Genomic DNA, 18,749 nt, shown 5'->3' on the forward strand with positions numbered 1-18,749 from the left:
GAGCAGTCGCCGATTCCCGCCCACTCGCCGCCCCCGAGGACTACCCTGACCGTATGGACGTGGAGGAAACGCCGCTACCCGGAATCGGCATCCGCAAAGAGATCACGGTCGCGACCGGTCGCCGGGTGGGCGTGGTCATCCACCGCGACGGCAGAAGTGAACTCATCGTGTCGCGACTCGACGATCCCGATGCCTCGTTGGTGTCCGTTCCTCTCACCGTCGAAGAAGCGGCGGGACTGGGGAGCCTGCTCGGCGGCGCTCAACTCGTCGCGCAGCTCACGGCTGAACACCGCGACATCCCGGGCGTAAGAACCGAGCAGGCATTGATCGAGCCGACTTCGCCTTTTAGCGGACGCACCCTCGGGGACACTCAACTGCGCACCCGCACAGGGGCGTCGATCGTGGCGATCCTGCGCAGCGGCGAAGTGTTGCCCTCCCCCACCCCGGACTTCGGCATCCGCACGGGTGACGTGCTCGTGATCGTGGGCACCGCCGACGGGCTCGCCGCGGCCGCCGAGATACTGCACCCGCGCTGAGTCGATCATGACAAGCACCGCGGTCTCGCTCGTTGAACTCGGTGTTGTTTTTCTGGGGCTCGGGATCCTCGGGCACCTTGCGAGCAAAATCTCGCTGTCGCCCGTTCCGCTCTACCTGGTCGGCGGGCTCATGCTCGGCCAGGGCGGCCTGGTCGAGTTCGCCGGGGTGGCTGACTTCGGCGAGATGGCGGGCGAGCTCGGTGTGGTGCTGTTGTTGCTGATGCTGGGCCTCGAGTACACCGCCGCCGAGCTCGTGACCGGGCTCCGGCAATCCTGGATGGCCGGTGTCGTCGACCTCGTGCTCAACATGGCCCCCGGGGCGATCGTGGCGCTGCTTCTCGGCTGGGGTCCGGTCGGCGCGCTGGTCATGGCCGGCGTGACCTACATCTCGTCGTCCGGCATCATCGCGAAGGTCCTCAGCGACCTGGGGAGGCTCGGTAACCGCGAGACGCCGGTGATCCTGTCGATCCTCGTTATCGAGGACCTCGCCATGGCGCTCTACCTGCCCGTGGTGGTTGCGGTGCTCGCGGGGGTGTCCATTCTGGGAGGCCTGCAGGCGGTCGGGATCTCACTGCTCGCGCTCACCATAATTCTCGTTGCGGCGCTGCGCTACGGGCACGTGATCTCCGGAGTGATCGACAGTCCCGACCGCGAATCGTTTTTGCTCAAGCTGATCGGCGCCGCCCTGCTCGTCGCCGGGATCGCCTCCTCGTTGCAGGTCTCCGCCGCGGTCGGCGCATTCCTGCTCGGCATCGCGATTTCCGGGGTGACAGCGGAGAACGCGACCCGGGTGCTCGAGCCGCTGCGCGACGTGTTCGCGGCCCTGTTCTTCTTCGTCTTCGGACTCAACACCGACCCCGGAAGCATCCCGCCCGTGCTGGGGGTCGCGGTGGCGCTGGCCATCGTCACCTCCGCGACCAAGATGGTGACGGGCTGGTGGGCCGCCAAACGCCAGCGCATCGGACCGCTCGGCCGTGCGCGTGCCGGGGCGGCCCTCATCGCGCGCGGTGAGTTTTCGATCGTGATCGCCGGTCTCGCTGTCGCCTCTGGGGCGGTGGATGATGGGCTCGCAGCACTGGCATCCGCCTACGTGTTGCTGCTCGCCGTCGTGGGGCCCGTTGCCGCCCGTTTCATCGAGCCGATCATGCGCTGGCTCCGCCGGGGGCCCGCGCCAGCGTCGGCCAGTTCACGCGCTGGCGCCTGAGTGCACTCCGCAGCGCGTCCAGTCAGGAGCCAGCTCAGCCCACGGCCAGCTCAGTCCACGGCCAGCTCAGTCCGCAGCCAACTCAGTCCGCAGAGTGGTCGGTCAGACGAGCGCGATCTGCCGCGGACAGTTCCCGGTCACTTTTTGAGCTCGCGCGATCCATCGCTGCGGCTCGACGCTCGCCGTGGCCCGAGTAGGTGCCGTCCTCACTCGTGAATGCCGCGCGGTCCGCCACACGCTCGCGCTCATCCGAGACAGTGTCCCGGTCGGTCGCCTGCTCATCTCGTCGTTCGGCGTCATCCAGAATCCTCTGGTTTCGGTCACTCAGACCGCCGGACTCGGCACCCTCTGCTTGCTCACTTGTTGGACCCTCACGTTCGGATTCGGGTTCGTGCGGGTCGTCGCCGCGCTGGGAATCGGAGGTCGTGTCCATAACGGCAAGTCAACACCCCCGTCAGGTCGCTGTCGAGTCGAACGCTGATCAGGGCGGCGCAGAACGCAGGGGTGAGCGCATAGGCGAGCCCGGAGGCGCAGACTAGAGGTCGCGCTTTCCGCATCCGCCCCACGCGCTCGTTTCGCCACACCCCACCCAGAAGAGATTTTCTATGACCGTCCGCACATCCCCCTCCCCCATCTCCCACCAGTGGCAGCTGATGCGCCGCCCCGTCGGTGTGCCCGTGGCCGAGGACTTCCGCTACGTCTCCGTCGAGCTGTCGCCGCTTGCGGACGGCGAGGTTCGCGTGACCAACGAGTTCATCTCCGTCGACCCGTACATGCGCGGGCGCATGAATGACGTGAAGTCGTACACCCCGCCCTACGTTCTCGGCGAGACCATGGTGGGCGGCGCGATCGGACGCGTGACCGAGTCCCGTTCCGATGCGCTCGCGGTGGGCGATCTGGTGCAGCATTTCCAGGGCTGGCGCGATGTCGCGCAGGGAGCTGCGGCGCAGTTCCGTAAGACCAACGAGATCGCCGGCGTCGCGTCATCCGTCTTCCTCGGCGCCCTGGGCATGACCAGCCTGACGGCATGGGTCGGCCTCTTTGTGATCGCCGATATGCAGCCCGGCGATACCGTCTTCGTCTCGGGAGCGGCCGGAGCAGTCGGTTCCGCCGTCGGCCAGATTGCCCGATCCCGCGGCGCCGGACGCGTCATCGGCAGCGCTGGATCCGACGAGAAGGTGGCACACCTGATCGACCGGTACGGCTTTGATGCAGCCTTCAATTACAAAATGGGGGATGTCGCGGGCCAGCTCGCCACCGCCGCCCCCGACGGTATCGACGTCTACTTCGACAACGTGGGTGGCGACCACCTCGAGGCGGCCATCTCGTCGTTTAACGATGGCGGGCGCGCGGCGCTGTGCGGAGCAATCTCCTCCTACAACTCGTCCGAGCCTCCGGTCGGGCCCCGCAACATGTCGATGCTCACGACGAAGGGCCTGATGCTCAAGGGCTTCACGATCGGCAACTACCTCGAGTACTCGCCCCAGTTCGCCGCCGAAGTGGGGCCGCTCGTCGCTTCCGGCAAGATCGTCTACGACGAGACCGTCGTCGACGGCATCGACAACGCGCTGGAGGCTTTCGGTGCGCTGATGCGCGGAGAGAACCTCGGCAAGATGGTCGTGCGGATCGGCGGGTAACGACGACCCCGCGGCATCCGCCTGCCTGCATCGCACTTGACCGCAGACACCCGCTTCCGCAGACACACGCTTCCGCAGACACGCGCGCCAACGGCCGCCCAGGCTAAGCCGGGCGGCCGTTGTTGCGTTCTGCTGACGCTACTTCGCGAGGAAGGCGAGCAGGGCGGCGTTGACCTCGTCGGCGTGGGTCCAGAGCAGTCCGTGCGGGGCGCCCTCGATCTCAACGAAGTCGGCCTCGGGCAGCAGCTTCGCGAACGGGCGGCCGGTGGAGTCGATCGGCAGCACGCGGTCAGCGGTGCCCTGCAGGATGAGGGTGGGCACGTCGATCTTCGGGATGTCCCCGCGGAAGTCGGTCGGCCAGGTCAGCGGGGCGGCGGCATCTGCGTAGAAGCCGGAGCCGGCGGCGGCGTCCCAGCTGTGGCGAACGACCTCTTCGCTGATGCGTGATCCGAGGTTCTCGTCCAGGTTGTAGAAGTCGTTGTAGAACCCGGTGAAGTAGGAATAGCGGTCGGCCTTTACGGTCGCGGCGATGCCCTCGAAGAACTCGATCGGCGCGGCGCCGTCCGGGTTCTCGTCGCTCTTGATCAGAAACGGCTCGAGCGGCGCGAGGAACGCGGCCTTGGCAACGCGCGCGGTTCCGTAGGTGCCGATGTAGCGACCAACCTCACCCGTTCCCATGGAGAATCCGGCGAGCACCACGTTGTTCAGGTCGAGGGTCTCGAGCACCGTGTTGAGGTCGGAGGCGAAGGTGTCGTAGTCGTATCCGACGGTCGGCTGGCTGGACTGCCCGAATCCGCGACGGTCGTAGGTGATCACCCGGTACCCGGCGTCGAGCAGGGCGGCGGTCTGCTTCTCCCACGAACGGCCATCCAGCGGGTAGCCGTGGATCAGGACGACCGCCTGGCCCTCCCCGTGGTCTTCGTAGTAGAGGTCGATGCTCGTGGTGTTCTCTTTGCCAACCGTGATGAACGACATTGTGGGTTCCTTCGTGGAAATCAGCCGACGACGGAGAACGGTCGTTCTCCGCGTTGTTTGCTACTCTAGAGAACGAACGTTCTCAGCGCAAGTCGGCAGCGTTAGATTCGACACCTTTGCCGCAAGATTGTCAGGAAGAGACGACCATGGACGCCACCACCGAGCTCCGCGAGCGCGCAGTATCCGCCGCCGACCGGCTCTACTACGCGCGTGGGGTGCAGTCCGTCGGAATGGACGAGCTGCGCTCCGAGGTCGGAGTATCGCTGAAGAAGCTGTACTCGCTGTTCCCCTCCAAGGAGGCGATCGTGCTCGCTGTGCTCGACCGCCGTCACCAGGTGTGGACAGACGGCATCGAAGACACAGCCGCCGCGGTGTCGACACCGCGCGAAAAACTGCTTGCGATCTATGACTTCCTGTTCGCCTGGTTCAGCACCGACGACTTCAACGGCTGCGGCTTCATCAACGCGTTCGGCGAACTCGGTGCCACCGTGCCGTCGGTCGCGGAGGCGGCCCGCGAACAGAAGTTGTCCTTCCAGGCCTATGTCGCGGAACTGTCCCGCCAGGCTGGCGCCCCCGACTTCCTCGCGCCGCAGCTGGCGCTCCTCGCGGAGGGCGCCCAAACCACCGCAGCGATCTCCGGCAGCCCGGAGTCCGCCCATCACGCCCGTGCCGCGGCGGTTACCCTCATCGACGCCGCCCTCGCGCCCCAGCACTGAGGCGTCACGAGCGAGGCGCCAAGGTCGCGGCGCCGAGAGCCCGGCGCCCTGAGCCCGGCGACCTGAGCCCGGCGCGGTCAGGCCGTTCGCGTGACGGCGACCACGGTCAGGTCGTCGCGCGCTTTGGAGCGGCGGTTCATCGCGCTCACCCGATTAATCAGGGCTTGGGGACCGGATGTCTCGCGCACGAGTTCCGCGATCTGCGTAAGCGACGCGAGCGTACCGTCAAACAGGTTGAGCAACCCATCGGTGAACGACACGAGGGTGTCGCCCGGCTCAAGCATCGAGGAGCGTACGTCCCACGCGCCGGCGGCCAGCAGCCCGAGCGGAAACCCGGTCGATTCCAGCCGCTCGATGCCGCGGTCTGCCCGCACGATGATGGTGAGGCCGTGGCCGGCATCCGCATAATCCACGATCCCCGTCTTGGAGTCAACACGCGCCAACACCAGGGTCGCGAACGTTCCCACCGAGCGCAGGTCCTGGGAGAGCGTGCCGTTCGCATCCTGCATGGCCGCCGCAATGTCGGAGCCGTCGTACTGTTCGAACCTGCTGCGGATGGTGGAGGCGATGGCCTCGGCGGCAGCACCCTGACCCATCACGTCAGCGACAAGCAGTTCAACGCCACCGTCGAGCTCGCGGACGGCAAAGAAGTCGCCGCCCACTTTGCGCATCGGCAGGCTGGTTCCCGAGATGGCGTAGGCGGGCACCGGTTCTCCCGGCGGAAGCGCGGGTTCGGCCAGGGCGGTGCCGGCTCCGGCGGGTTCCTCCTGGGCATCGAGACGACCGGGGCTGTCCCGCAACTCGCGCTCGACCCACATCCCGATGTCATCAAGAAGGCGCAATTGCACGTCATCCAGGTCTCTCGGCTGGGTGTCGACGAGGCACAGCGTTCCCACCCGCGACTCGCCATCGATGCTCAGGGGGCGTCCGGCATAGAAGCGGATGTTTCGTGGACCGGTCACACCGCCCTTGGCAGCAAAACGCTCGTCCTGGGTCGCGTCGGAGACAACCAGGATTTCGTCGCTCTCGATGGCAACGTGGCAGAACGAGTCAAACCGGTCGCTGGCGGCACTCTCTCCCGGAACCTGCGGCGAGTGCGTGTACTGGCGGAACTCGTCGAGCAGGTTGATCTCAGCCACGGGAACGTTGAAAATCTGCCGCGCAATACGCGTGATGCGGTCGAACCTCTCCTCGGGAGAGGTATCCAGGAGCTTCAGCGCGTCAACCGCCTCCAGGCGCGCCTTCTCGGCGGCGGCTCGGTCAGCTTTCTTCAACATTCTCGGCACAGTTGCCCCTTCTCGACGCCAGCGGTCGGGTACACCGCCGGATTGCGTTTATGCTTCCACACCTTGCGCAGCCCTCGATCGTTGCGCACGCGATGTTTCCCTGCTCGTTGCGCACCCGATGTTTACTCAGTCGTCGTGCGCGATGGGCAGGGGGTGTTTATTTGTGGCACAACGGATGTCTCGACCGGCTACGAATCGTATTCGGAGCAGCGCGCGCTGCGGATTGGCCAGGGCGAATGCCGGCTCGATCTCGGACACCCTGGCGCCGCCGGAGAAAGTCGCTGCCGGACATGACACATCCCGGTCAGCGAATGTCGATCTCGAAAATCGAGTAGCCGTACGGCGTCGCGCGACGCAGCCCCTGCACACGAATGTACTGGTACTCCCCGGTTACCTCGAACGACTCACGTCCGCCGTCCCCGGCGCTTTCGGTAGCGAGGGTCGTGAACGGACCGCTTGCGCTGGTTGCACCCTGAACGAGGTATTCCGAGGCGTAGGCGTCCTCCCACTGCACCGCGACCGTAGAAACAAGTACGCGCTCTCCGAGATCAACCGTGATCGACTGGTCGTCTCTCGCCTCGCTCGACCAACGCGACGACGCATTGCCGTCGACCGCGTTGTTGGCTCGGGTTCCCGAGGCCTCTTCGCTCGTGGCAATCGCCGTCGCTCCGGCGGCGAGGTTCTTCGCCACGACAGTTCCGTCGGTCGACCAAACTGACAGGTCGAAGAGCGAGTAGCCATACTGGGTGGCCCGCTCGACGCCCTGCATGCGCAAGTAACGGCCGTGGGCGTCAACGACGTGGCTGTCGGTGGCACCGTCTCCGTCGTTCTCGGTGACCACCGTTGTCCAGTCGTCTGTCGCCTTGTCACGAGTTTGCACCAGGTACTTGGCACCGTAGGCGCCCTCCCAAGTCAGGTCGACGCGCTCGATCGAGGTAACCGTGTCGAGGTCGACCTCGATCCACGCACCATCGCTGGCACCGCTCGACCAGCGCGAAGCAGCAGAAGCGTCAACGGCAAACTCGGCCGGGGTGTCCGAGTTCTCGCGCGACGATGCGGTGACGGACTTGCCGAACGCCACGTTTGCGAGTAAGTCGGGCGCCGGGTCGTCCGGCCCTCCGCCAGGCTCGTCGGTCGGAGTGTTCGCGCTCACGGTGGCCGTCGCCGATCCCTCGACGCCGTCGAACTCCACGGCGACGGGGTAGATCCCTGCGGTCTTGCCAGCTGTGTAGGTGCCATCTGTGTCGATGTCACCACCGTCGGCCGTCCACGGACGGGTGGTGACGCGCCCGCCATTGCCCGACTCGTCGAAAGCGTAGGCGGTGAACTGCACCTCCCGGCCACTGACAACCGCCGCGTTGCGCGGCGTGACCAGCAATGTGCTCGTGTCGATCGAGGCGGTGGACAGTGTCCCTGTGATCTCCAGATCCCAAATGGAGTAACCGTAGTTGGTGAGGCGCTCGAGCCCAAGGATCCGTACGAACCGGCCTGTCGCCTCAACCGCGACGTCATCGGGTGCCGCGTTCTCCTTCGTCACGGTCCTGACGGTCTGCCACGGGCCTTCCGCCCGATCCGAAACCTGAATCTCGAATTTCGCTGCGGCCGCGCTCTCCCAATTGATGCGCACCGACGAAATGTCGAAAGACTTTTCTAGATCGATGCGGACCCACTGTTCGCCCGCGCCGTGCGCGCTCTCCCAGCGAGTGTTCGACGAACCGTCCACGGCCGAACCGGCGGTGTTTGAACCGTCCGAGCTCGAGGCGGTCGCCGGCTTGCCCAACGCGATGTCCGCTGCTTCAGCGACCACTGCGACAACCGCGGTTCCAGTTACGGCCCCCGCAGAGGCAGTGACATATCCGGCGCCGGCTGAGTCGGTCACCATCACACCAGATTCATCGATGGAGCCCTGTGCAGTGGTAGCCCACGTGACCGTGCCCGACTCGATCGGGTCTGCGTACTGGTCAAGGCCGGACGCCGTGAACGTCGTCGTGCCAGCCTCGGTCACGCGAACGAACTCGGGCGATACCGCAAGGCTCGACAGCACGGGTCGAGGTGCGACGCGAACCTGATAGGTCGCCTCTGTCGTGCCGGAGGTAGCCGTGACCGTCACCGGATCGGCGTTCTTCGTTGCCGAGAACGTGCCCAGCCCGGTGATGGTTCCGCCAGCATCCACCGACCACTGAAGGTCGTCGACGGGGATGACGGCGCCGTACTGGTCGTAGCCTACGGCCGTGAATTCGAGCGAGTCGCCGCGTTGCACCGTCTTCGCACTTCCGGGAGCGGTGATCACGATGTGATCCAGCTTCGCGTCGAGATGGTGCTGCACGAGCGTATGGGCCGGCACCTGGATGGTGCCAATCACGGCGTCGCCGTCGTAGACCGTGTACCCAGCTTGCGCGTCGGTCGGGTTGAAGACCGCGTAGCTGTAGGCGTTCGTCTTGGCGTTGTAGTGCACCTGGCTCGTCGGGTTAGCGACGTGGCGGGTGAGTACCTCGCTGCCGAGAGATCGGTTCGACATGGCGTTGTAGTACACCGCGCCGGCCATCGAGTCATTCGTGACCACAGGGTCGCCGGTCTTGATCAGCTCACCGTACATGTCGGCGTAGAAATCAGGGTCGGACTGCGCGGTGAGACCGAGCACCACGTTGCCGAGGGCATCACCCATGCGGCTGTAAACGCTGGCCGCCTGTGCGGTGTCGGGTCCGGCGTCGTAGCCGGACACGTCGTAATTGTGCAACTTCTGTTGCACGGCGGGGTCGACGTCGTAGTTTGTGGAGAGGTAGGAGAACAGCGTCCAATTCTGCGCCCACAGCTTAGGATCGCTATCCGGTTTGTCTGCGGGCGGGGTGGCCGGCACGAGCACCGTCGGCAGGGTATCCGGCGTCCAGTGCGCTTCGGGGAACACCAGCTGGCCCGTGCCGTCGACGCTGAAGTACAACTCACCGGCGGAGGCGTTGAACAGCGGGTTCGCTGCTACCTTGGCGCTCGTGTAAGTCGGGTTGTTGAGGTACGCCGTTCGGACGGCGTCCTTCAGCGTGTTGACGGAATCGACTGGGTTTTTTGTTACTTTTCCGCCGTAGGAGGTGCCGAGACCGACCATTTGCTTGGCCGCCAGGCCAAGAATCCCGCCGACGTCCCCCTTCACGTAGGCACCAAGCGAAGCCGGGCGCTCGTCGAACATATCGTTCAGCAGGCTCTTGGAGAATTGGCGGTCCCAACCGAGGTAGTTCAGCCACGGACCCGTTGGCATCCACTGGATTCCGAAGATCCAGGCGGGGTCGCCGCTGAAGTAGGTACCGAATGCCTGTCCCGAGTCGCCGAGGATACCCACGGTGCTGTGCGCGTAGGCCGCCGGAAATACCCCCGTGCCGGTGCCGTTGGAGGCATTCGGATTCCCGTTGTAGTTGAGGTAGTAGTCCATCACTGCGGCGCGCTCGGTGACATAACCCATGGCGCCGGTGGCCTGCATCTCGGCGTTACCTAAAGCGGAGCCGAGCATAAAGATGCCGGCCCATGACTGGATGGCTTCTGAGCTGGACTCCTGGTTGTTCCCGCCGCCGGAGCTGTAGCCGCCGGCATAAGAATGCCCCTCGAACACATCGAAGGTGCGCAGGTATGGGAAGTTCTTGTCGTTACGGTCCCAGTTGGCGTACTGCTTCGCCACGAGAGTCGCCATCGGACCGTAGTGAGCAGCCCACTCTGGGTCTTCGAACGCAAGCAAGCCGGCCGCGAGGGTGAAGTAGCCGTAGTGAAAGTGGTTGTCTGTGAACTCGTACGACCCGTAGGAGTCATTGAACCCGACGAGGGCTTTCCACGTGTCGTAGCGAGCGAAAAACTTCTCGCTCTCACCCGGGGTGTAGGTAAACCAGTCGGAGAGTGCGGTCTTCAGTGAAGACTTCAGCGTCTCGTACGACTCGAGGTCACCGATTTGCTTGGCCATGGTCATGTATTGCGCGAATTGCAGGACGTCCTTGCCACCCCAGTAGGTGTCTCCACCGTATTCGGTGCGTTTGGCGTAGCTGCTGACGAACTCTTTCATCGTGGCGACGCTGTATTCATTACTTCCCCCGGTTTCTTGTGGAGCGGGGGCGACCGGTGTGAGGCCGGTGAATGGGTAGGTGACCGTCCAGCCGCCATGTCCGATTGCGGTCTTCATCAGGCCTCGGGGGGTGGAGTAGGTGGGCTTTGCGAAGTCAATGTTGGTGGCCGTGCTGTTGTAAGTGTGCGGTAACCAGCCCTGGATGGTGTCGAGGTTAGTACCCTGCAGTGCCTCGGTCTTGAGTGCGTACGTCTCGACGACTTCGGCGTTCTCGACGCTGTAGTCGTATTCCATGGTGGTATCGCGCGGGATCGCGAACGCGTGCTGCGACATAGCATCGAGGTCAGCGCCCTCGGCTGGCAGGGCGCTCACCACAAGGTGTCCAGCGGCGAGTTTGGCCTCGATGGTGTTGCCGACGAGCTCGAACGAGCTGCCCGCCGGGGCATGGATACCGAAGCTGCGATTGTCCTGGGTGATCGTGAACGCATCGACGGTTGCCGGGAACTCAAGCGGAGATCCGCTCGCGGTAGCAAAGGTCGCGTTGGGACTAACGCTGATCTTGGGAATCACGTTGTCGAACTCGAACCAGGTGTACGGCGTACCGCGAGCGATGGTGACGTCCATAAACTGATCTGCTGACTGGCGCATACGCCAGCTGACATTCCAGTCGCCCCATCGCAACGCGTCGGCCTGGGCCGCGCGAAATGAGGTGCCGAACCGCTCGGCGATGCCTTCGGGCACGTCGGTGCGCACAATCTGGTCGACGAGCACGTGGGCCCAGCCTGCCGGTATGTCGTCGACAATTTGGATGGTTGCGGTTTGTCCGGCAAACGCGGTGACGTCCCAGGTGACCCAGCGCAGTATCTCGGACTGCTCGCCGGTGGCGGACGCGACGGTCGCGCCGTCAACTACGAGACGGACTTCTGTGCGTCCGGGGTTGTTTCCGCCGCCGACCATCAGGGCGATGAAGTCGCGGTCGACGGTGAATTCGGGCGAGGAGAGCGTCCCCATGGCTTCATCCCCCTTCTCCGAGGTGAACGAGTTGACGAGTCCCTTGCCGAGGTATTTCTCCACAGTTGTCTGTCCAGTGGCGGTTCCCTTCGACGGACTCTGGAATGCATCGCCCGTCGACGTCCATCCGACGCCGAATGCCGCATCTTCGAATCTAGCCATCTCGATGTCGGAAGCGTCGGGCTGGGGCGGCACGCTTCCCTGCACCTGGATCGCGGAGTTGTCGAGCATGGTGTTGCCCTCTTTGCTCCACTCGGTCGGGTAGGCGATGCGGGTACCCAACTCGGTGTTCGACACCACCAAGGGATCGGCCCACAGGTTGCCGGAGTACTTGTTGACGATCAGATCAGACCACCACTTGTTGGTCGGTATCGGTTCGCCGCTCAGCGAGGCGTCGATGTACAGCTTCTTGTTCACAACGCCGGACACGTCGTGGCCTTCGCGGTCAAGCGACGTCGGTGGCGCTGCCGCGTAGGACCCGCCCCCGATCGCGATGGGCGTGGACGCACCGGGCTCGGCAGCCGCGTCCGAGCGGGCTGCGGGAGCTGTCGCCGTGAGCGTCAGCGCGGTCAAGGCCGAAGCCACGACGAGCGCGGTAAAGCGCACGCCCGGCCGCGAGGAAGGTCGGGTCATGGTCTTCTCTTAACATTGGGAGAACGCGGTAAGCGGGCAGACGGTGCAGCTATTTCGTCTGAGGATATATCCACATAGTGTCTGCCTAGTTACGCGCGGAGCCCGCGCCGTCGCGGCCGCGCAATGCTCTTTCTTGCCGGGCGCGCTTTGTGCGTCATGCGACCAGCGTGCGAGCGGGGCGTGAATGGGCGGGAGAGCCACAATATGGGCAATCGCGATAGTCATCGAGCTACCGGTGTTAAACCGAGCTACAGGTATCGACCTGTCCGCGATTCCCCCGGTCCCGCGATTGGTGGACAGCTGACGATGACGACAGGGACGCCGGACAGAGACGGGAAAACGACAATCGGAGAAAGTAAAAGACCCCTCGCGCACCCGCCAGAGCCCGGTTACCCTTGCTACGTTTCCGTCCTGGGGGAGTTGGCCTGGATGGCGCCACGCGAGGAGCCAGTACTCAGTTTACCTGACTCCAGACGTGCTTAACTCGACTGATGAAGATTGTCATCGCCGGAGGTCACGGCAAGATCGCTCTTATCCTCGAAAACCTACTCTCGGAGGCCGGTCACACCCCGATCGGAATCATCCGCAATCCCGCGCACGCCGCGGACGTGCTGGGTGCGGGCGCATCCCCGCTGCTGCTCGACCTGGAAAGCACGGATGCTGCGACCCTCGCTGACTCGCTGTCCGAGGTGGACGCTGTCGTCTTCGCTGCGGGCGGTGGCCCGAACAGCGGCCCGGATCGCAAGCTCACCGTCGACCGTGACGCCGCGATCCTGCTCGCCGACGCCGCCGAGATCGCGGGCGTCCGCCGGATCGTGATTGTGTCGGCCATGGCCACCGATGACTACGACGCCGACTCCGACGACGGGTTCCAGATCTACCTCAAGGCGAAGAGTGAGGCGGATGCCGCGATCCGCAGTCGCGACCTGGACTGGACGATCGTGCGTCCAGGTGGGTTGACGGATGATGCGGGCACGGGCCTCGTACAGGTATCCGAGTCCATCGGTCACGGGTCGATCCCTCGCGCCGACGTCGCCGCGCTCATCGCCGCCATACTGGTCGACAACCTCGCGGTGAGGAAGCAGTTCGAGGTCATCTCCGGCGAAAAGTCCGCCTCGGAAGCGCTCGCGGACCTGTAACACCTTCACCGCGGAGGCGCTGGCGGGGTACTAATCCCGCCAGCGCCATTCCGCCCGCTATTTCGCTACCTGGGCCGCGCGCTACGCCGCTACCTACGCCGCGAGCAGCGTCGCAGTCTGGCGAGCGATCTCCAGCTCTTCGTTGGTCGGAACGACCAGCACCTTGACCGGCGAGTTCTCCGCCGAGATGTAGCGCGGCTTCTTCGAGCGCGGCTCGTTGAGGGCCAGGTCGAGCTCGATTCCGAGGAACTCCAGTCCCTCGAGCACCAACCGTCGCAACTCCTCGTCGTTCTCGCCGATACCCGCGGTGAATACGATGGCGTCCACGCCCTTGAGGTGCAAGATGTAGGCACCCAGATAGCGGATGATCCGGTGGCGGTAAACGGCGAGCGCAGCCAGTGCGGTCTCGTCGCCTTCCCACGAAGCGTTCTGCACGTCGCGCATGTCGCTGTTGCCGGCCATGCCCAGCAGGCCGCTCCGACGGTTGAGCAGGACATCGATCTCGTCGAACGACAGGCCAGCCTGGCGGTGCAGGTGAATGAGCACGGCGGGGTCGAGGTCGCCCGAGCGGGTGCCCATAACCAGGCCCTCGAGCGGAGTCATGCCCATGCTCGTCTCGATGCAGACGCCGCCGTCGATCGCGGAGAGCGAGCCGCCGTTACCGATGTGCAAAACGATGATCTTGAGTTCCTCCAACGGCCGACCCATGAACTTTGCGGTTTCCTCGGAAACGAACTTGTGCGAGGTGCCGTGGGCGCCGTACTTGCGAATGCCGTATTTGTGCGCGATTTCGGCGTCGATGGCATAGGTGTATGCCTCCGCCGGGATCGTCTGGTGAAACGCTGTGTCGAAGATGGCGACGTGGGGCACATCGGGCAACGCGATTTTCGCGGCGCGAATGCCGAGCAGGTTTGCCGGGTTGTGCAGCGGCGCGAGCGCCGACAGCTCCTCGATCTGCGCCTCAACCTCCTCGGTGATGAGGGTCGCGCGGTCGAAAAGCGAACCGCCCTGAACAACGCGGTGCCCGACGGCGACGATGTGGTTGTCGGTACCGAGGTGCTCAAGCACAAACTTCATGCCTGCTACGTGGTCGGCGATCTCCGACCCGGGCTCGCCAATGCGCTCGACCAGGCCGCCGAGCACGGCTTCCTCGGTCTCGCTGTCGATCAGCTGGTATTTGATGGATGAGGAACCGGAATTGACGACAAAAATCTGGGGCATGAAATGTCCTTGGCGCTAGAGGGTGGGGAGGGGGATGCGGGTGATCAGGCGACCGGGGTCGCTGCCTGGATTGCCGTGATGGCCACCGTGTTGATGATGTCCTCAACCAGGGCCCCCCTCGACAGGTCGTTGATGGGTTTGTTCAGACCCTGCAAGACCGGACCCATCGCGACTGCGCCAGCGCTACGCTGCACCGCCTTGTACGTGTTGTTACCCGTATTGAGGTCGGGGAAAATGAACACGGTCGCGCGGCCGGCAACCGGGGAGTCCGGCATTTTCGCGGCAGCAACGGCCGCATCAGCGGCGGCGTCGTACTGGATCGGGCCTGCGACCAGCAGGTCGGGACGGCGCTCCACCAGCAGTTCCGTTGCCAGTCGCACCTTCTCGACATCGGCCCCGGATCCAGACGTCCCGGTCGAGTAGCTCAGCATGGCAACCCGCGGGTCGATACCGAACTGCACGGCCGTCTCCGAGGAGGAGATGGCAATGTCGGCCAGCTGCTCGGCGGTCGGGTCGGGGTTGACCGCGCAGTCGCCGTAGACGAGAACACGGTCGGCCAGCGCCATCAGGAACACGCTGGAAACAACCGAGACGCCGGGCTTCGTTTTGATGATTTCAAACGACGGACGAATGGTGTGCGCGGTGGTGTGAGTGGCACCCGAGACCATGCCGTCTGCGAGGCCAAGGTGAACCATCATCGTTCCGAAGTACGAGACGTCGGTGACGGTATCCATTGCCAGCAGCTTGGTCATGCCCTTGTGGGCTCGAACCCGCGCGTATTCCTCGGCGAACCGGTCGCGCAGCTCTTCGTTGAACGGGCTGATGATGGCGGCTTCGCTGAGGTCGAGTCCGAGCTCGGCTCCGCGAGCGCGGATCGCTGTCTCGTCGCCGAGGATGGTGAGCCGGGCAACCTTACGCTGCAGCAGCGAACTCGCCGCCCGCAGGATGCGGTCGTCCTCGCCCTCGGGCAGCACGATGTGCTTCTGGCTCTCCCGCGCCCGGTCGAGCAGGTTGTACTGGAACATCAGCGGGGTGACAACGCTCGAGGGATTGACCTCGAGCAGGCGGAGCAGGGCTGCGCCATCGACGTTGTTATCGAAGAGCTCGCGGGCGGTGTCGTACTTGCGCTTCGAGTCTGCTGCGAGGCGACCTCGGGTCGCCGTGATGCGTTGGGCTGTCTCGAAGGTTCCGAGCGGGCTTGTGGCGATCGGCAGTGCGGACTGCAAACCAAAGACCAGACGCTCCACCTGGGGCGGCAGCGAAATGCCGCCGTTGAGGATGATGCCCGCCAGGCTGGGGAACGTTTCAGAGCTGTGGGCCAGAAGCGTGGCGACGATCACGTCGCTGCGATCCCCAGGGACAACAACTACGGCACCTTCGATGAGACGGGGCAGCACGTTCTCGAGGGACATCGCCGCAATCACCGTGCCCAGTGCCTCGCGCTCAAGCAGCGCGGGATCACCGGAGACGAGTGTCGACTCGGTCGACTTGAGTACCGCGGCCACGGTGGGGGCTTCAAGGAACGGGTCTTCTGGGACCGCCCAGACCGGCACGGAGGCGGCGGTGTCGTCGAATGCGGAGGAAACTCCGGCGATAATCTCGTCGAGGGCATCGGGGTCGGCGCGGTTCACAATGACGGCCAGCAGGCCCGCGTGCGCGAGGCGCAGCTCGGTGGAGGTGAGCTCCGCGATCTGCCGCATGTCTTCGGTTGTGCGGCTTTCCGAACCGTTCGAAGTGCGGCCACCGAGCACCAGCAGCACAGGCGCGCCAAGGTTCGCAGCGATTCGCGCGTTGTAGCTGAGTTCCGTCGGGCTGCCGACGTCGGTGTAGTCAGAGCCAACGATCACAACGGCGTCGCACTGGCGCTCGATCGCCGCGAAGCGCGACACGATGTCGGTCAGGGCGCCGTCCGGGTCGCTGTGCACCCGGTCGTAGCTGACGCCGACACAGTCCTCGTAGGCCAGATTCAGGTTGGTGTGGGCGAGCAGGAGTTCGAGCACGTAATCCGGCTCGGTGGTGGAACGTGTAATGGGCCTGAAGACCCCCACGCGACCAACCTCGCGGGTGAGCGTTTCGAGCACCCCCAGCGCGATCGAGGACTTGCCGGTATGACCTTCGGCGGAGGCGATGTAAATTCGAGTTGGCACGCTACAAGCTTAGGCACTCGCTGCCGCGCAACCTGCAGCCTTTAGTCCCGGATTATGGACTTTGGTCCCTCCCCCGCGCGCCCTCCCACGCGGTACGTGACAGCGGGGCCGCACATTACGGGTAGGATGCTCTATGGCTCTTCCGCACTGTGGAAGAAACGGCCCGGAGAATTCGCCTAGTGGCCTATGGCGCACGCTTGGAAAGCGTGTTGGGTGCAAGCCCTCGGGGGTTCGAATCCCCCATTCTCCGCCGGTGTCCTGTCTCAGGACGCAGGAAAGCTCCAAACCTACGGTTTGGAGCTTTTCTTATTTTTCCTCGTGTTTGCATCGAGAGGCCCGCTGGTTCGTCGTAAAGTAGACAGATCCGACTACCAGGGGGGGGTGGAAGCGGGATTGACCGAGCTCACCGATCCACACGCGGTGCGAATGCGCGTACGCCCGAAATCTGTGCTGAGCCGTCTCGGCGTGCTGACGTTCCTGATCACGATCGTGCCGCTGTTCGGGGTTCTGTACTGGTACACGGCCCCCTACGATGTCTGGACCGAGCTTCTCGCTGTGCAGGGAGCCATCCTCGTCGGCTGCCTGGCGGCCTACTGGCGGCAGACCCGGGTGTTCTCTTCGGTGTCCGCCGCCACCCTGAAGGGCAACGGCATCTTCAGCCCGACCGCGATCATCGCGCGCGACACCGTCAGCCGGGTGGTGCTGGTTCCGGTTTACCGCAGCCACCCGAGTGAGGCGAATACCCAGCTGATCGCCCTGACGCACGACGACGGATGTGTGTTTCGGATGCGCGGGCAGTTTTGGCACGCCTCGGACCTGACTGGGTTCGCGGCGGCCATCGGGCGTCCCGTCACGGTGGAGACCACGGCCATCAGCGAAAAAGAGTTCTTTCACGACTACCCCGGCAGCGCCTATTGGTTTGAGAAAGGCCCGGGCGTCCGGCTCGTCGTGGTGCTGGCCATCGTCGCAGTGGTCAGCGCGTTCGTCATCGCCATCATGAGCACCGTCGGGCGCGTGCAGTAGCGAGTGCCCAGCACCGTCACCGCGCGATGTGCAGCACCAGCGGGTCCCCGAGCGCAAAGATCTTGACGAGGTCTTCGCGCACCTCCACACCCGAACCCGCCCCCGTCGGCACATTCATTTCGCCGTCGCGCATCACAAATGGCTCGGTGATGTCTTCCTGAAAATAGCGGGATGACGCGGACGTGTCGCCCGGCAGCAGAAAGTTCTCCATCGCCGAGAGGGCCACGTTCGCCGCACGACCAATGCCCGTCTCGAGCATGCCCCCGCACCAGACGGCAACACCGAGCTCGGCGCAGACATCGTGCACCCGCACCGCTTCGAGATACCCGCCGACCCGCCCGGCCTTCACGTTGATGATGCTCGTCGCACCCCGCTCGATCGCATCGACTGCCACCGCGGCGTTGAGAATCGACTCGTCCAGGCAAATCGGGGTGTCGATGGCCTCGGCCAGTTGAATGTGACCGATGAAGTCCTCCTCCGCGAACGGCTGTTCCAGAAGCACCAGCTCGAAGTCATCCAACTTTTTTAGATGGCGGATGTCCGCGGCGCTGTACGCCGTGTTGGCGTCGACCTGCAGCAGGGCATCGCTCCCGATCGCCTCGCGCACGGCGCGCACCGGTTCGATGTCCCAGCCGGGCTTGATTTTCAGCTTGACGCGCCGGTATCCGGCGGCGCGGTAGTCGTCCACTTCCTCGAGGAGGGCGTCGATGCTGTCAGCGATCCCCACGGAGACTCCGCATTCGACCGTGCTGCGGGTTGCTCCGAAATACGCCGCGAAGCTGGTGCCCTCCGCGCGTAACTCGGCGTCGAGGATCGCGGTCTCCAGCGCGGCCTTCGCCATCCGGTGGCCCACAACAAATGACACAACGGTCGCGAAGTCCACCGCGGTGGTCTCGGGGGCTGCGAGCAGGGCGGGCACGAGGTAGTCGCGCAGAACCGCCTCGGCGCCGTCAACGTACTCGCTCGAGTACACCGGGTTCGACATGGCCACACATTCGCCCCAGCCGTCGCCCTCAGAGGTGAGCACGTGCACCAGGAGCACGTCGCGGGCGTTCTGTCGCCCGAACGACGTCACAAACGGCCGCACCAGAGGCATCCCGATGCGATGCAACTCGACAGCTTCGATACTCATATAACCGACCTCCCATGCAGCGCCCTTGCGCATGTGGAACAGGAGAGAAG

General features: G+C 64.6%; 13 protein-coding genes, 1 tRNA gene and 1 other RNA gene. 7 read left to right on the plus strand and 8 right to left on the minus strand.

Translation table 11 applies throughout. The features are described from left to right. Positions 1 to 53 precede the first annotated feature (53 nt). The gene (locus B0I08_RS15340) at positions 54 to 536 is read left to right on the plus strand and encodes a cation:proton antiporter regulatory subunit (RefSeq protein WP_106214407.1); all 483 of its coding nucleotides are present in this window, start codon (positions 54 to 56) and stop codon (positions 534 to 536) included. 7 nt (positions 537 to 543) lie between these two features. After that, positions 544 to 1,740 (plus strand): cation:proton antiporter, encoded by a 1,197-nt coding sequence (locus B0I08_RS15345; protein WP_106214409.1) that lies wholly within the window; start codon positions 544 to 546, stop codon positions 1,738 to 1,740. Positions 1,741 to 1,822: 82 nt separating this feature from the next. Here the strand turns inward: B0I08_RS15345 and B0I08_RS15350 are convergent, their stop codons facing one another. Next, the gene (locus B0I08_RS15350) at positions 1,823 to 2,173 is read right to left on the minus strand and encodes a hypothetical protein (RefSeq protein ID WP_106214410.1); all 351 of its coding nucleotides are present in this window, start codon (positions 2,171 to 2,173) and stop codon (positions 1,823 to 1,825) included. 172 nt (positions 2,174 to 2,345) lie between these two features. Here B0I08_RS15350 and B0I08_RS15355 point away from each other — a divergent pair, with 172 nt between their 5' ends. Continuing rightward, positions 2,346 to 3,377 (plus strand): NADP-dependent oxidoreductase, encoded by a 1,032-nt coding sequence (locus tag B0I08_RS15355; RefSeq protein ID WP_106214412.1) that lies wholly within the window; start codon positions 2,346 to 2,348, stop codon positions 3,375 to 3,377. 138 nt (positions 3,378 to 3,515) lie between these two features. On the opposite strand, the gene B0I08_RS15360 is transcribed toward B0I08_RS15355, so the two are convergent. After that, positions 3,516 to 4,352: an alpha/beta fold hydrolase gene (locus B0I08_RS15360; protein WP_106214414.1), complete on the minus strand. Its 837-nt coding sequence runs from the start codon at positions 4,350 to 4,352 to the stop codon at positions 3,516 to 3,518. Between the two features lie 146 nt (positions 4,353 to 4,498). Here B0I08_RS15360 and B0I08_RS15365 point away from each other — a divergent pair, with 146 nt between their 5' ends. Further along, positions 4,499 to 5,068, plus strand: coding sequence for a TetR/AcrR family transcriptional regulator (locus B0I08_RS15365; protein WP_106214416.1), 570 nt, complete (start codon positions 4,499 to 4,501; stop codon positions 5,066 to 5,068). A 77-nt stretch (positions 5,069 to 5,145) separates the two neighbouring features. On the opposite strand, the gene B0I08_RS15370 is transcribed toward B0I08_RS15365, so the two are convergent. The 3 genes from B0I08_RS15370 to ffs all read right to left on the minus strand — a co-directional run bounded on the left by B0I08_RS15370 (position 5,146) and on the right by ffs (position 12,489). Beyond that, on the minus strand, positions 5,146 to 6,345 hold the full coding sequence (locus tag B0I08_RS15370; RefSeq protein ID WP_106214418.1) for a PP2C family protein-serine/threonine phosphatase: 1,200 nt from the start codon (positions 6,343 to 6,345) through the stop codon (positions 5,146 to 5,148). 313 nt (positions 6,346 to 6,658) lie between these two features. Then, the gene (locus B0I08_RS15375) at positions 6,659 to 12,037 is read right to left on the minus strand and encodes a discoidin domain-containing protein (RefSeq protein WP_106214420.1); all 5,379 of its coding nucleotides are present in this window, start codon (positions 12,035 to 12,037) and stop codon (positions 6,659 to 6,661) included. 355 nt (positions 12,038 to 12,392) lie between these two features. Next, an RNA gene (gene ffs, locus B0I08_RS15380) (signal recognition particle sRNA small type) lies at positions 12,393 to 12,489 on the minus strand. A 39-nt stretch (positions 12,490 to 12,528) separates the two neighbouring features. Here ffs and B0I08_RS15385 point away from each other — a divergent pair. Continuing rightward, on the plus strand, positions 12,529 to 13,176 hold the full coding sequence (locus B0I08_RS15385) for an SDR family oxidoreductase (RefSeq protein WP_106214422.1): 648 nt from the start codon (positions 12,529 to 12,531) through the stop codon (positions 13,174 to 13,176). A gap of 93 nt (positions 13,177 to 13,269) precedes the next feature. Here B0I08_RS15385 and B0I08_RS15390 read toward each other — a convergent pair whose 3' ends face one another. Together B0I08_RS15390 and pta are read right to left on the minus strand one after the other, a co-directional pair. Continuing rightward, positions 13,270 to 14,397: an acetate/propionate family kinase gene (locus B0I08_RS15390; protein WP_106214424.1), complete on the minus strand. Its 1,128-nt coding sequence runs from the start codon at positions 14,395 to 14,397 to the stop codon at positions 13,270 to 13,272. A 44-nt stretch (positions 14,398 to 14,441) separates the two neighbouring features. After that, positions 14,442 to 16,544: a phosphate acetyltransferase gene (gene pta / locus B0I08_RS15395; RefSeq protein WP_106214425.1), complete on the minus strand. Its 2,103-nt coding sequence runs from the start codon at positions 16,542 to 16,544 to the stop codon at positions 14,442 to 14,444. 165 nt (positions 16,545 to 16,709) lie between these two features. On the opposite strand from pta, the gene B0I08_RS15400 reads away from it, so the two are divergent. Both B0I08_RS15400 and B0I08_RS15405 read left to right on the plus strand, forming a co-directional pair. Continuing rightward, positions 16,710 to 16,794: transfer RNA gene (locus B0I08_RS15400), tRNA-Ser, on the plus strand. Between the two features lie 143 nt (positions 16,795 to 16,937). Beyond that, positions 16,938 to 17,567: a hypothetical protein gene (locus B0I08_RS15405; RefSeq protein WP_146134446.1), complete on the plus strand. Its 630-nt coding sequence runs from the start codon at positions 16,938 to 16,940 to the stop codon at positions 17,565 to 17,567. A gap of 16 nt (positions 17,568 to 17,583) precedes the next feature. Here B0I08_RS15405 and menC read toward each other — a convergent pair whose 3' ends face one another. Beyond that, on the minus strand, positions 17,584 to 18,699 hold the full coding sequence (gene menC, locus B0I08_RS15410) for an o-succinylbenzoate synthase (RefSeq protein WP_106214563.1): 1,116 nt from the start codon (positions 18,697 to 18,699) through the stop codon (positions 17,584 to 17,586). Between the last annotated feature and the right edge of the window lie 50 nt (positions 18,700 to 18,749).

It is taken from the genome of Glaciihabitans tibetensis, assembly GCF_003003265.1.
Lineage (GTDB): Bacteria > Actinomycetota > Actinomycetes > Actinomycetales > Microbacteriaceae > Glaciihabitans > Glaciihabitans tibetensis.

Bases quoted from the DNA above. Each gene is read 5' to 3' on its own strand.
- B0I08_RS15385 (WP_106214422.1), top strand. From the start codon at position 12,529: ATGAAGATTGTCATCGCCGGAGGTCACGGCAAGATCGCTCTTATCCTC.
- B0I08_RS15375 (WP_106214420.1), bottom strand. From the start codon at position 12,037: ATGACCCGACCTTCCTCGCGGCCGGGCGTGCGCTTTACCGCGCTCGTC.
- B0I08_RS15390 (WP_106214424.1), bottom strand. From the start codon at position 14,397: ATGCCCCAGATTTTTGTCGTCAATTCCGGTTCCTCATCCATCAAATAC.
- B0I08_RS15370 (WP_106214418.1), bottom strand. From the start codon at position 6,345: ATGTTGAAGAAAGCTGACCGAGCCGCCGCCGAGAAGGCGCGCCTGGAG.
- B0I08_RS15355 (WP_106214412.1), top strand. From the start codon at position 2,346: ATGACCGTCCGCACATCCCCCTCCCCCATCTCCCACCAGTGGCAGCTG.
- B0I08_RS15360 (WP_106214414.1), bottom strand. From the start codon at position 4,352: ATGTCGTTCATCACGGTTGGCAAAGAGAACACCACGAGCATCGACCTC.
- menC (WP_106214563.1), bottom strand. From the start codon at position 18,699: ATGAGTATCGAAGCTGTCGAGTTGCATCGCATCGGGATGCCTCTGGTG.
- B0I08_RS15345 (WP_106214409.1), top strand. From the start codon at position 544: ATGACAAGCACCGCGGTCTCGCTCGTTGAACTCGGTGTTGTTTTTCTG.
- B0I08_RS15365 (WP_106214416.1), top strand. From the start codon at position 4,499: ATGGACGCCACCACCGAGCTCCGCGAGCGCGCAGTATCCGCCGCCGAC.
- B0I08_RS15350 (WP_106214410.1), bottom strand. From the start codon at position 2,173: ATGGACACGACCTCCGATTCCCAGCGCGGCGACGACCCGCACGAACCC.
- B0I08_RS15340 (WP_106214407.1), top strand. From the start codon at position 54: ATGGACGTGGAGGAAACGCCGCTACCCGGAATCGGCATCCGCAAAGAG.